Genomic DNA, 13,471 nt, shown 5'->3' on the forward strand with positions numbered 1-13,471 from the left:
ACTCGTCCGCTTGTCGCGCCGTCTCCCGACGCACATTCTCAAAGTCCCATGCAGCATCGCTCAACAGGTGGTGGAGGCTGTAATACTCGGTCTCCGCCACCGTCTCGCTCATCTGTTCCAGGTTCGCACGAGGGCTTTGAAAAAGGCCCCGCAAGTACTGTTCAGCTTGCTCGGCCGTGCTTCGCGTTTTACTGCGGAAACACTCCCGGAACGACTGAAAATGGCTGGTCAGATTCTCGCAGCAGCTGGCCACCGCACGCCCGATCCCAAATAAATAAATTTGGCGATTTCATCGTCATACTCCTTATGTGGTAGAGCATTAGATATGTAGCTCAATAGCCTGTATTTCAACCATTTTAGAAATGTGGCAAAGTAGAATTAAAGGCATTAGGCGATTTCCGGGAATCAAGATCCCGAACAACTACCGCATTGGCTTGTTTTTCTGGCCCTGAGCCCGGCCTAACGCGATGACTCTTGGTATGGCGTTTTGCGGAAATCACCTTACCGCCTGCTGATCATCGACGAAATCGGCTATCTGCCGATGAGCCGCGAGCAGGCCAACCTGTTCTTCCAGGTCATTGCCGCGCGCTACGAGAAGGGCAGCCTGATCGTCACCAGCAACCTGTCGTTCGGCCAATGGGATGCCACCTTTGCCCAGGATGCCACGCTGACGGCGGCCTTGCTGGATCGGTTGCTGCACCACGCGCAGATCGTACCGATCGCCGGGGAAAGCTACCGGCTCAAACGTCAGCGGCAGGCGGGAATGGTTCAGGCCAGGAAGGCGATCGCTGGGGGGTAGGCCCCACCACCGCCATCAAGCAGCATTGGGGGTGTGCAAGGCCCTGCTACGACAGCCTGATCGTCGCGACCGCGATCTCGGCAGGCTGCTTGATCCTCTATACGGAGGACATGCAGCATGGGCAATCGATCGACCAGCGGAGGACATTGATCGATCCATTTCAGGAGGTGAAGGCGTAATAGCAATGACCAACTCTACGGCGCAGTCGTCGCAACTACGGACAGATCGCTGGTTCGCTGCAACGCCCAGACGATGACTTGAGCGGGCCTCGGCATGTGGCGTACAGTAAGAATTCCTTACCATAGCGAGAGAGGGTCGTCATGCTTGCAAAAATTACGTCAAAGAACCAGCTCACTTTGCCGAAGAGCATCACGGCGGCGGTCGGCCCTGCGGAATACTTCGAAGTGGAGGCTCGCGATGGCCAGATCATGCTGACGCCGATGCGTATTCAGCGTGCGGATGCGGTGCGAGCCAAGCTCGCGGAGCTGAACCTGGACGAGCAAGATGTCGCCGACGCCGTGGCCTGGGTTCGGCAAGATGCTGATAAGCAGACCTTGCCCAGCACATGAAGCCCGGCGTGCACCCGCCGCGCGTCGTGATCGACATCGATCTTGTCTTGCCGTACTGCATCACTGTGTGCATTCCTGACCCTGCTCCCGAAGTCCCCGCTTGTCGCGACATTTTCGATCTGCCCTTCCTGCAACTGGCTGTGGCAGGTCGGGCGGATGCTCTGGTCACCGGGGATCAGGATCTGCTGAGTCTTGGTGATTCATTTGGCTGTCCCATCGTGACCGCCGAGCAATTCGTGATGCAGTTGGCGCTGACCTGATCGTATGGAAGAATACTTTACCTCGACGAGTTTGCGGCCGTCGACCTCGTAAAGAACAGAAAACCGGTACTCGACCGGTTTTCTCGTGGATGCGGCGATCACTTCAGGCTGAGGATCCACTTGACCAGTTTGTTCGCCTCGTCGGGCGTGACGGCAGCATTCGGCGGCATCGGCACCGGGCCCCAGACGCCCTTGCCGCCCTTGATCACCTTCTCGGCGAGCATGGCTTCGTCCTTGGCCGTGTACTTCTTCGCCACATCCTTGTAGGACGGGCCGACAACCTTCTTGTCCACGGCGTGGCAAGCGAGGCAATTCTTGGCTTTCGCCAAGGCTTCATCAGCCTGGACAGCACCAGCAGACATCACGCCGGCAGCAGCCAGCAGGCACAGGTGGATCGCTTTCATGCTTGTACTCCGTTTAGAGTTTGAAACGCTCGGATGGTCAATGAGGCGGGCCTGGACAGCCCGCTCGTTCTGGAAGACCGGGCGGCGCGCAGAGGCGTGCCCGGTCGCCTATCCCATTCTCAGTAGACGTCGTGCTGCGTGTTGTACACGTTGAAGTGTCCCGTTGGCGTGATCAGCCGCTTGTCCTTGATTACCGCCTTGAGCTTCAAGGTCTTGTCGTCGACCACGACCAGCGCTGACTCCTGGTTCTTCGCACTCCACACCGAGAACCAGACTTCGTCGCCAGCCTTGTTGTACTCCGGTTGCACGACGCGCTTGGCCCCCTCACCAAGGCCAGCCCATTCGGCGATCGGCAGAACCTTGTAGGGTTTGTCGAGGTTCTTGATGTCGAAGACGGCCACCGACTGGCTGACCGCTGTATCCGGATTGAGCGGCGTGTCGACATAGAGGTTGGTCGACTTCGGATGCGTCTTCAGGAAGAGTGAACCGCCGCCCTGTCCCTTCAGCGTGCGCACGACTTTCCAGGCTTCCTTCGGATGTTTGACCGGATCAGTGCCGATCAGGCTGATGGTCTCGTCGCCGAGGTGGCTGGTCGCCCAGACTGGACCGAATTTTGGATCGACGAAGGTGGCGCCGCGACCTGGGTGCGGAATCTTGCCGACCTCGATCAGCGCTGCGAGCTTGCCTTCCTTGGCATCGACTGCCGCGATCTTGTTCGACTGGTTGGCGGCGACCATGAAGTAGCGCTTCGACATGTCCCAGCCGCCGTCGTGCAGGAAGCGGGCAGCATCGATCTCGGTCGTCTTCAATGCCTTGAGGTCGCTGTAGTCGACCAGCAGGATCTTGCCGGTTTCCTTGACATTGACGATGAACTCGGGCTTGTAGTGCGAGGCGACGATGGATGCGACGCGTGGCTCAGGGTGGAACTCCTGGGTGTCCACAGTCATCCCGCGCGTGGCGGCGATTCTCAGCGGTTCGAGGGTGTCCCCCTTCATGATCACGTACTGCGGCGGCCAATACGAACCGGCAATCGCCAGCTTGTCCTCGAAGCCCTTGAATTTGGACGTATCTACCGAGCGGGCCTCGAGACCGATCTTGAGTTCGGCGACGTTGTCCGGTTTCTCCATCCAGAGGTCGATGAGGTTGAGGCGAGCATCACGGCCAATGACGTAGAGGTAGCGGCCGGAGGCTGACATGCGCGAAATGTGCACGGCGTAACCGGTCTTGACAATGTTGATGATCTTCTTGGTGTCGCCGTCGATCAGTGCCACTTCTCCGGAATCACGCAATGTCGTCGAGAAGATGTTGTCGAGGTTGTAGTTGTTCATCTTCCTGGTTGGGCGCTTCTCGGGCGGTACGAGGACCTTCCAGGTCTTCTTCATGTCGGCCATCGAGAACTCGGGTGGAGTCGGTGGCTCCTGCTGGATATAGCGGGCCATCAGGTCGACTTCGTCGTCGGTGAGTTCGCCCGAGGTCCCCCAGTTCGGCATGCCGGCCGGCGAACCGTATTTGATGAATACCTTCAGGTAGTCGGTGCCGCTGGCCAGCGTCTTGTCCGGCGTCAATGCCTTGCCGGTGGCGCCTTTGCGCAGAACGCCATGGCAACCGGCACAACGCTCGAAGTAGATCTGCCGCGCCTTGTCGAACTCGGCTTTGGTCATCGCTGGGGCCTTGGGATCGATGCTCTGATGCATCGGCTCGCTGGCCAGCGGCGAGCCGGCGGCCTGGTATTTGACTTCAGCCGGGGTAACGCTCTTCTTGCCTTCTTCGGCAAATGCGCTGCTCATGGTCAAGGTCAAGGCGGTGGCGGCAAATAGCCCGGCAATCGATTCAATCGTTCTCATTTCCTCCCCTTCTAGATAGTTGTCGGAAGTCGATAGTCTCAGATTTCTAGTGTGCGCTGTCCTTGATGCAGATCAAGCCGCTAATCCAGGTCAACCCCCGCCAGCACGGCTGCCCTGGCCAGTCCGTTCAGGTACTGGCGCAGCGCGGTCACGTAGCTGCGTTGACGCAATGACTGGGCCACCGTTGCGCGTACCGTTGCAAAGGGCTGTATGACACCAGGCATCCGTTCGACCACCTCGATCACGTGCAGGCCGAAGCGGCTGTGCACCAGGCGAGGCAGGACGCCCACCTCGGCATGGCCAAATACTTCGCGGGCGACCTCGGGAGCGCAATCGGCCGCGGTCAGCCACCCGAGATCTCCCCCCTCGGCAGCACTTGGACAGTTGGAGAGGGTCCGGGCAGCTTCGGTGAAACGGTCAACTTCCTGATCATCGTGGCTGCGGACGTCGAGCAGGGCCGTTTCTGCGCGCTGGCGCAGGGCAGGGACATGCACGCCCGGCGTCACGGCAAAGAGGATGTGGCGAAGGCGAACCCGTTCGCCGGTCCGGTAAGCGCTCTCGTGCGCTGCGTAGTGGCGACGACACTCGTCTTCGGACGGATCAGGCACCTTCAGGGTACCTTCGAGCAGCGCTTCGATGGCGTTCGCAGCGGCTTCGCTGAGCACGCCGTCGGGCGTGGCCTGATCGCCAGGGTCCAGCAGTCCCGCTGCCTGCGCCGCCTGTCGCAACAGCTCGGTGCAAGCGCGCTGGCGCAGGGTTTCGGCATCGAGCAACTCACCGTCCGCATGCAGCGCTACACCGTTGACGCGCGCGCTGGCGGCCACCGTGTCGGAAACCTCGAAAGGGGTCGTGGCAATGGCCATTTCCACTCTCCTCTAATTGCGGGCTGGCGGCGTGTTGTGACCGCCTGGCAGATTCAGGCGGCGGGATCGTACCAATTGATAGGGGCGGAAGACGTACGCAAGTGACGCAAAGCCGCTCCATACATGCACCAGCCGGCTGAACGGCAACAGCAGGAAAATCGTCATCCCGAGCACCAGGTGGATCTTGTACGGCCAGGCCAGTGCGACGAGACCGGTGGCGTCGGGTCGGAAGGTGACGATGCGCTGTGCCCAGTCGGACAGCGCGAGCATCACGCTGGCGTCCTCGTGCCCGAAAGAGTAGGGCAGGGTGATCAGTCCGATGGTCAGTTGCACCCACAGGATGATCAGGATCGCGAGGTCGGTGCGGTGGCTGGTGAGGCGGATGCGCGGGTCGGACAGGCGCCGATGCAAGAGCAGGGTCAGCCCGATGAAGCAGACCACGCCGGCGATGCCGCCAGCCACTACCGCCACCACCTGCTTGCGCTCCGGCGAAATGAACGGCTCGTAGAGCCAATGCGGCGTCAGCAGGCCGACGGTATGGCCCATCAGCAGGAACAGGATGCCGATGTGGAAGAGGTTGCTGCCCCAGCGCAGTGTGCCGGCGCGCAGCATTTGCGATGAATCGCTCTTCCAGGTGTACTGGTCGCGGTCGAAGCGCGCCAGGCTGCCCATCAGGAAGACCGCCAGGCACAGATACGGATAGACGTTGAAGAAGAAGTTGTGGGCGTAGGCTTGCAGGGTGTTCATGTGCGCACTCCTTGGGTGGAGGTGGGGCGGACGATATGGATCGGCTGCGTCGTGTGGGTCCGTTGCTGGCCGCGTGCGACGCAACCGTCGAAGGCGGCGGGCTCGGCCCAGGTGTCGTCGATCGGCTCGTCGTCGGGAATGCGGACCGGTCTTGCCTTGCCGCCCGCCAGTTCGAGCAGGGCGCCCAGGGCGCTGGCGTAGCGGCTGTTGCGCTTGAGCAGGGCATTGAAGATGACGTTCAGAATCTCCTCCATCTCGTTGAGGAAGGCGCGCGCTTCGCGTGGCGGTTGTGTCGAGGCGTACTCCAGCACCACCGGCAGGTAATCGGGCAGCGTTCCTTCCGTCAGGTACAGGCCGGCCTGCTCAAAGGTCTGCGCCAGGTCGATCATCGCCGGGCCGCGCTCGCGCGAATCGCCATGCACATGTTCAAAGAGATGCAGCGAGGTGCGGCGCCCGCTGTCGAAGAGCTGCACGTAATCGGCTTCGGCATCGATGTCGGTCTGGCGATCAATGCTGGCGATCAGGGCGTCGAGTTCGGCCAGGCGCGTCGAAGTGAGCGCCCGTTCATCATGCAGCACGTCGCGCATGACGCGCAGGTGCTGGCGCAGGTCGGCATCGGGATAGCTCAGCAGCCGCGCCAGAATGCGCAGGGTCATCGCCATGGTCGGGATTTTCGGCGAAAACATCGCTCAGACCTCCGCCTTGATGGGAATCGTTCGCTTCTTCTCGCTGCCGAACAGGCTCATCTCGCCGATTCCTTCGGAGCAGCCGTTGCCGAACGAGAAGCCACAGCCGCCGCGCACGTTGAAAGTGTTCTCGGCATACTCGCGGTGGCTGGTCGGGATCACGAAGCGGTCTTCGTAGTTGGCGATGGCCATCACCTGATACATCTCTTCGACTTCCGCCTGGGTCATCTGAACCTGCTTGAGAACGTCCAGGTCGGTGCGGCCTTCGACATGCTTTGCGCGCTGATACGCACGCATCGCCAGCATCCGCTCAAGCGCCCGCACCACTGGCGTAGTATCGCCGGCGGTCAGCAGGTTGGCCAGGTACTTGACCGGGATACGCAGTTGCTTGACGTCGGGGATCTCGCCGTTGCTTCCCAATTGACCGGCATGGGCGGCAGCAGTGATTGGCGACAGCGGCGGCACGTACCAGACCATGGGCAGCGTGCGGTATTCGGGATGCAGCGGCAGGGCGACCTTCCAGTCGATGGCCATTTTATAGACCGGACTCTTGCGCGCAGCGTCCATCCAGGCATCGGGAATGCCGTCGCGGCGCGCCTGTTCGATGATCTTGGGATCGTTCGGGTCGAGGAAGACCTGCAGTTGCGCCGGGTAGAGGTTGCGATCGTGTTCGACTGCGGCGGCTTCCTCGATCCGGTCGGCGTCATACAGCAGGACGCCCAGATAGCGAATGCGGCCGACGCAGGTCTCCGAACAGACCGTCGGTTGCCCGGATTCGATACGGGGATAGCAGAAAATGCACTTCTCCGCCTTGCCGCTCTTCCAGTTGTAGTAGATTTTCTTGTACGGGCAGCCGCTGACGCACATGCGCCAGCCGCGGCACTTGTCCTGGTCGATCAGGACGATGCCGTCTTCCTCGCGCTTGTAGATCGAACCCGACGGGCAACTCGCCACACACGCCGGGTTCAGGCAGTGCTCGCAAAGCCGCGGCAGATACATCATGAAGGTGTTCTCGAATTCACCCACCATCGCTTTCTGCGCGGCCTCGAAGCCGTCGAAGTTCTTGTCGACGCTGCGCTTGCTGAACTCGCCGCCGAGGATCTCTTCCCAGTTCGGTCCCCAGACGATCTTGTCCATCTGCATGCCGGTGATCAGGCTGCGCGGCCGCGCCGTCGGACTGGCCTTCATCTCCGGTGCACTTTGCAGGTGGTCGTAGTCAAAAGTGAAGGGCTCGTAGTAGTCGTCGATCTCCGGCAGGTTGGGATTGGCGAAGATCTTCATCAAGAGCTTCCACTTGCCGCCCTGGCGCGGCTCGATCGAGCCGTTCGCCTTGCGCATCCAGCCGCCGTTCCACTTGTCCTGGTTCTCCCATTCCTTGGGGTAACCGATGCCGGGCTTGGTTTCGACGTTGTTGAACCAGGCGTATTCCATTCCCGGGCGACTCGTCCAGACGTTCTTGCAGGTGACAGAACAGGTGTGACAACCGATGCACTTGTCGAGGTTGAGCACCATGCCGATTTGTGCGCGGACTTTCATGCGTTTTCTCCTTGTGCCTGTACGAGCGCGATACGTTCGCTGCCAACCGGTGTGTCGAGCCAGTCGATCTTGTTCATCTTGCGCACCACGACGAACTCGTCACGGTTGGTGCCGATGGTCCCGTAATAGTTGAAGCCGTACGAGAACTGAGCGTAACCACCGATCATGTGCGTCGGTTTGAGAACGATGCGCGTCACCGAGTTGTGAATGCCGCCACGTACGCCGGTGATCTCGGCGCCGGGGGTGTTCACGATCTTTTCCTGTGCGTGGTACATCATCACCATGCCCGGCTTGACCCGCTGACTGACCACCGCCCGCGCGGCGATGGCGCCATTGACGTTGAAGAGTTCGACCCAGTCGTTATCGACGATGCCGGCGCTCCTGGCGTCGTCTTCGCTCAACCAGATGATCGGGCCGCCACGGCTCAGGGTCAGCATCATCAGATTGTCGGTATAGGTCGAGTGAATCCCCCATTTCTGGTGCGGAGTAATGAAGTTGAGCAGGATCTCCGGGTTGCCATTGCGCCTGCGGCCATGAATGCCGGCGGTGGTCTTCAGATCGACCGGTGGGCGATAGCTCGAGAAGCCTTCTCCGAAAGCGATCATCCAGGGGTGGTCCAGGTAAAACTGCTGGCGCCCGGTCAGCGTGCGCCAGGGGATCAGCTCATGCACGTTGGTGTAGCCGGCGTTGTAGGAAACCGTCTCGCTCTCGATGCCGCTCCAGGTCGGAGAGCTGATGATCTTGCGCGGTTGCGCCTGGATGTCGCGATAGCGAATCTTCTCGTCCTCGCGGTACAGCGCGAGATGCGTATGATCGAGCCCGGTCTGCTTGCCAAGTGCTTTCCAGGCCTTGACTGCCACATGGCCGTTGGTTTCCGGTGCGAGCTGCAGAATCACTTCGCAGGCGTCGATATCCGTGTCGATGTTCGGCATGCCGCAGGAAGCGCCTTCGGACTGAACCAGGCCGCTGAGTTCGCCGAGTTGCTTCACCTCGTCCTGTGTGTTCCAGCCGATTCCCTTGCCGCCATTGCCGAGCTTGCCCATCAGTGGACCGAGGGCGGTAAAGCGCTTGTAGACGTTCGGGTAGTCACGTTCGACGACCTGCACCTGCGGCGCGGTCTTGCCGGGAATCAGGTCGGTCTCGCCGCGTTTCCAGTCCTTCACGTCCAGCGGCTGCGCCAGTTCTCCGGCCGTATCGTGCATCATCGGGGTGAGCACGACTTCCCTTTCGACTCCGAGGTGGCCGACACACACTTCACTGAACTTTCTGGCGAAGCCCTTGTAGATTTCCCAGTCGCTGCGCGATTGCCAGGCCGGGTCTACTGCCGCCGACAACGGATGGATGAAGGGGTGCATGTCGCTGGTGTTGAGATCGTTCTTCTCGTACCAGGTGGCCGTCGGCAGAACGATGTCCGAGTAGAGGCAGGTGGTGCTCATGCGAAAATCGAGCGTCACCAGCAGGTCGAGCTTGCCTTCCGGACCTTTTTCGTGCCAGACGACTTCGCTCGGCTTGGCGTTCCGGCCGGCGCCGGGCTGCCCCAAGGCGGCCGGACCCCCTTGGGGGGCGGCGCGCAGCGCCTGGGGGTCGTCGATTTCAGCGCCCAGATCCTTGCCCTGCACGCCGTTGCTGGTCCCGAGCAGGTGCTTGAGGAAGTACTCATGCCCCTTGCCCGAGGAACCCAGCAAGTTGGATCGCCAGACGAACAGGTTGCGTGGCCAGTTGCTGGGGTGATCGGGATCGCTGCAGCTCATTTTCAGCGAGCCATCCTTGAGCGACCTGGCGACGTAGTCCCTGGCCTCCAGTCCGGCCGCCTGCGCGTCGCGCGCCACCTGCATCGGATGCGTCTGCAGTTGCGGCGCCGAAGGCAGCCAGCCCATGCGTTCGGCGCGCACGTTGTAGTCGATCATGCTGCCGGCGTATTGGGCCCTGTCGGCCAAGGGCGAGAGCACCTCTTCCATGCCGAGCTTTTCGTAACGCCACTGATCGGTATGCGCGTAGAAGAAGCTGGTGGAGTTCATCTGGCGAGGTGGACGAATCCAGTCGAGCGCGAAGGCCAGTGCCGTCCAGCCGGTCTGCGGACGCAGCTTCTCCTGACCGACGTAGTGCGCCCAGCCGCCACCGCTCTGGCCGATACAGCCACACATCATCAGCATGTTGATGACCCCGCGGTAGTTCATGTCGCTGTGGTACCAGTGGTTCATCGCCGCGCCGATGATCACCATCGACTTGCCGTGCGTCTTGTCGGCGTTGTCCGCGAACTGGCGGGCGACGGTGATGATCTGCTCGCGCGGCACGCCGGTGATGCGCTCCTGCCATGCTGGTGTGTAGGGCGTGTTGTCATCGAAGCTCGACGCCGCCTGTTCACCGGGCAGGCCACGCGCAACGCCATAGTTGGCGACCTGCAGGTCGAATACCGTCGCCACCAGTACCTCGCGCGGGCCAGCATCGCCGGCCAGCGTGAGGCGCTGTACCGGCACCGTGCGTACCAGCACGTCGCTTTGCGCATTGTTCGGGAAATGCTCGCTCTCGATGCCGCCGAAATACGGGAAACCGACCCGCGCCGTCTGCGCCGCCGAGGTGGCTCCTTCGAGCAGCGATAGCTTGAGCCTGACCTGGTCGCCGGCGACGGCCTCGCGGGCTTCGAGGTTCCACTTGCCTTGGTCGGCACGCCCTTCAGCGCCCCAGCGAAAACCGATCGAACCATTTGGCAGCACCACCTTGCCGGTTTCGTCGATCGCCACGGTTTTCCACTCGGGATTGTTGTCCTGGCTGAATTTGCCGTCGAAGTCGGAGGCGCGCACGTACCGATCCGGGACCAGCAGTGGCCCACCGCCGGCGCCGGTATGCTCCTTGAGCATCACCAGCAGCGGCAGGTCGGTATAGCGGCGCGCGTAGTCGTCGAAGTACTCGCTGCGTTTGTCGAAATAGAATTCCTTCAGGATCACATGCCCCATCGCCATCGCCACCGCAGCATCGGTGCCCTGTTTGGGGTGCATCCACAGATCGGCGAGCTTGGCGACTTCGGAATAGTCGGGTGTGACGGCGACGGTCTTGGCACCCTTGTAGCGCACCTCGGTGAAGAAGTGGGCGTCGGGCGTACGCGTCTGAGGGACATTCGAACCCCAGGCGATGATGAAAGTGGAGTTGTACCAGTCGGCGGATTCGGGAACGTCGGTCTGCTCGCCCCAGACCTGCGGGCTGGACGGCGGCAGGTCGCAGTACCAGTCGTAGAAGCTCATGCACACCCCGCCGATCAGGCTCAGATAGCGACTGCCGGCCGCGTAGCTGACCATCGACATGGCGGGAATCGGCGAGAAGCCGATCACCCGGTCGGGACCGTATTTCTTGATCGTGTAGACGTTGGCTGCGGCAACGATTTCGTTGACCTCGTCCCAGCTCGAACGAACGAAGCCGCCGAGTCCACGCACGCTCTGGTAGTCGCGGCGCCTGCTCTCGGATTCGACAATCGACGCCCAGGCCGCCACTGGATCCTGTTCCAGGCGCGCTGCACGCCAGCTCTTGAGCAGGCGCCCGCGTACCATCGGATGTTTGACGCGATTGGCGCTGTACAGGTACCAGCTATAGCTTGCGCCGCGCGCACAGCCGCGCGGCTCGTGGTTGGGCATGTCCCAGCGTGTGCGCGGATAGTCGGTCTGCTGTGTTTCCCAGGTGACGATGCCGCCCTTGACGTAGATTTTCCACGAGCACGAACCCGTGCAATTGACTCCGTGCGTGGAGCGAACGACCTTGTCGTGCGCCCAGCGATTGCGGTAGGCATCTTCCCAGGTGCGGTCCTCGCCGGTGACCATCCCATGGTCATCGGAAAAGGCTTCTTTCGGTGCGGAAAAGTAGCTCAGTCGATCTAGAAAGTGGCTCATGCGAATTCCTCGGGAACTTGGGCGGGGGGTCTCTGGGCGGTCAGGGATTCTTTACGTACGCATTCGCACGCAGGTAGAACCACCAGTTGAGCACCAGACACAAGGCGTAAAAGGCAGCAAAACCGTACATGGCAATCTCTGGCGTACCGGTCTTGATCTGCTGACCGATCACCACCGGCGCGATGAAGGCGCCATAGGCGGCGATGGCCGAGGTCCAGCCGAGGACAGGGCCAGCCTGCTGACGGTCGAAGATCACCCCGATGGTGCGGAAAGTCGAGCCGTTGCCGATGCCGCTGGCAGCGAAGAGCACGATGAACAGGCCGAGAAATGCCGGGAAGTACTGTTCCGGCGTGGCCGAGGCGTAGGCCTGCATCATCACGTAGCCCACGGCGATCGAGGCGACGACCATGGCCGCGGAGATGACCTGGGTGACGATCGAACCGCCCAGCTTGTCGGAAATCCAGCCGCCGACCGGCCGGATCGCTGCGCCTACGAAGGGGCCGATCCAGGCATAGGTGAAGGCCGAGGGTGCGTTCGGATTCTTCAATGTGTGCTGCAACACGCCGTTGGCATCAGGGACGTGGCTGATGCCGAAGATCACCGTGATCGACAGCGGCAGCGCCATCGAGAAGCCGATGAACGAGCCGAAGGTCACGATGTACAGCAAGGTCATCGACCAGGTGTGCTTGTCACCGAAGATCTTGAACTGCTTGGCGACGTTCTCCTTCATCGTGCCGAAGGCCGCGAGCCGCATCACCAGCAGGGCGCTGATCACGTCGAGCGGAACGGCGACCCACATATTGATCAGACCCAGGCCGGTCGGCGCGGGCAGATACAGGTACAGGATGGCGATGGCCGGCACGAAGGCCAGCGAATACAGGTAGATGATCTTGGCGAATGCGATGATCGGGCTGCCGGTGTCTGGCGAAACCGTCTTCAGGTTGTTCATGCCGAACCAGCACAGCGCCGACAAGGGGACCAGCGAGAGTACCCAGGCGAAGCCGGCGTTCTGGATCCAGGTCGGCGTACCGGCAACGATCTTGCCGAAGATCCAGCCGCTGTCTTTCATCAGCGTCATCGGCTCGCCAGCGAAGGCGCCGAACAGGCCAACGGTCATCACCAACGGAATGACGATCTGCATCGTCGTCACACCGAAGTTGCCGAGCCCGGCGTTCAGGCCCAGCGCGGTACCCTGCAGCCGCTTCGGGAAAAAGGTACTGATGTTGGACATCGAGCTTGCGAAGTTGCCACCACCGACGCCCGACCACAGCGCCATCAGCTGAAATGCCCACAGTGGCCAGTCCTTGTGCTGCAGGGCAATGCCGGTGCCGATCGCCGGCGACAGCAGCATCGCCGTGGTCAGAAAGATGGTGTTGCGTCCGCCGGCCAGGCGGATCAGGAACGACGCCGGGATGCGCATCGTCGCACCGGCAATGCCCGCAATCGCGGTCAGCGTGAACAGCTCGGCCTGGGTGAACGGAAACCCGAGGTTGAGCATCTGCACGGTGATGATTCCCCACATGCCCCAGACCGGCTTCCCACTTAAAGCGGGACAGTCATGCTACCGATAGAGTCTGAGGATGAAGGGAGCTGAGGAGATGGGAACTGGTTGCCGCATCTCCTGTATCATCAGTTTTATGACAAAAAAACTCTACGACTCAAGCCATACGGACAACCAGCCGCGTCATTTTTGCCGCACTTACAGACCAGGGAAAACGAAGCCTGCGTGCAGTGGGGGAATTAATTCATCGCCCGAAAAGCAGTGTTCATCGCCACCTGCAAGCGCAAGCCCGTAGGAACCGACATCCTGAATCGGGGTTTTGGGAAACCGAAGAGGGGGAGGCATGGCTGAGATTGCTGGTATTTGCTGTGCTGTACACGTTCT

10 protein-coding genes and 2 pseudogenes are annotated in these 13,471 nt (G+C 61.2%); 3 read left to right on the forward strand and 9 right to left on the reverse strand.

Annotated features, from left to right (window positions below):
• Positions 1-253 (reverse strand): transposase (locus tag E4Q08_RS26195; protein WP_211203454.1); only part of this gene is annotated, 253 nt, incomplete at its 3' end.
• 252 nt (positions 254-505) lie between these two features.
• Between E4Q08_RS26195 and E4Q08_RS15810 the strand changes: the two are divergent.
• The 3 genes and pseudogenes from E4Q08_RS15810 to E4Q08_RS15820 all read left to right on the forward strand — a co-directional run.
• Positions 506-799, forward strand: a pseudogene (locus E4Q08_RS15810) (ATP-binding protein); the annotation flags it as partial.
• Between the two features lie 320 nt (positions 800-1,119).
• Positions 1,120-1,368, forward strand: a complete 249-nt coding sequence (locus tag E4Q08_RS15815; protein WP_169071095.1) for an AbrB/MazE/SpoVT family DNA-binding domain-containing protein — start codon at positions 1,120-1,122, stop codon at positions 1,366-1,368.
• 26 nt (positions 1,369-1,394) lie between these two features.
• Positions 1,395-1,628, forward strand: coding sequence for a putative toxin-antitoxin system toxin component, PIN family (locus tag E4Q08_RS15820; protein WP_308240153.1), 234 nt, complete (start codon positions 1,395-1,397; stop codon positions 1,626-1,628).
• A 98-nt stretch (positions 1,629-1,726) separates the two neighbouring features.
• Here E4Q08_RS15820 and E4Q08_RS15825 read toward each other — a convergent pair whose 3' ends face one another.
• The 8 genes and pseudogenes from E4Q08_RS15825 to E4Q08_RS15860 form a co-directional block, all read right to left on the reverse strand.
• Positions 1,727-2,032, reverse strand: coding sequence for a c-type cytochrome (locus E4Q08_RS15825; protein WP_034920023.1), 306 nt, complete (start codon positions 2,030-2,032; stop codon positions 1,727-1,729).
• Positions 2,033-2,151: 119 nt separating this feature from the next.
• Positions 2,152-3,819 carry a nitrite reductase gene (locus E4Q08_RS15830; protein WP_248594957.1) on the reverse strand — a complete coding sequence of 556 codons (1,668 nt, stop codon included), beginning with the start codon at positions 3,817-3,819 and terminating at the stop codon, positions 2,152-2,154.
• Between the two features lie 137 nt (positions 3,820-3,956).
• The gene (locus E4Q08_RS15835) at positions 3,957-4,739 is read right to left on the reverse strand and encodes a peptidylprolyl isomerase (protein WP_034920030.1); all 783 of its coding nucleotides are present in this window, start codon (positions 4,737-4,739) and stop codon (positions 3,957-3,959) included.
• 12 nt (positions 4,740-4,751) lie between these two features.
• The gene (narI, locus tag E4Q08_RS15840; RefSeq protein WP_211203455.1) at positions 4,752-5,486 is read right to left on the reverse strand and encodes a respiratory nitrate reductase subunit gamma; all 735 of its coding nucleotides are present in this window, start codon (positions 5,484-5,486) and stop codon (positions 4,752-4,754) included.
• Positions 5,483-6,172: a nitrate reductase molybdenum cofactor assembly chaperone gene (gene narJ / locus E4Q08_RS15845; RefSeq protein ID WP_034918846.1), complete on the reverse strand. Its 690-nt coding sequence runs from the start codon at positions 6,170-6,172 to the stop codon at positions 5,483-5,485. The genes narI and narJ overlap by 4 nt, the downstream gene beginning before the upstream one ends.
• Positions 6,173-6,175: 3 nt before the next feature.
• Positions 6,176-7,708: a nitrate reductase subunit beta gene (gene narH / locus E4Q08_RS15850; protein WP_169071098.1), complete on the reverse strand. Its 1,533-nt coding sequence runs from the start codon at positions 7,706-7,708 to the stop codon at positions 6,176-6,178.
• Entirely contained in the window at positions 7,705-11,586 is a 3,882-nt protein-coding gene (locus tag E4Q08_RS15855; RefSeq protein WP_169071099.1) for a nitrate reductase subunit alpha, read from the reverse strand. Before E4Q08_RS15855 ends, narH begins: the two co-directional genes overlap by 4 nt.
• Positions 11,587-11,626: 40 nt before the next feature.
• A pseudogene (locus E4Q08_RS15860) lies at positions 11,627-13,132 on the reverse strand (MFS transporter); the annotation flags it as partial.
• Positions 13,133-13,471 lie beyond the last annotated feature (339 nt).

The organism is Candidatus Accumulibacter contiguus, from assembly GCF_012940005.1.
Classification (GTDB): domain Bacteria; phylum Pseudomonadota; class Gammaproteobacteria; order Burkholderiales; family Rhodocyclaceae; genus Accumulibacter; species Accumulibacter contiguus.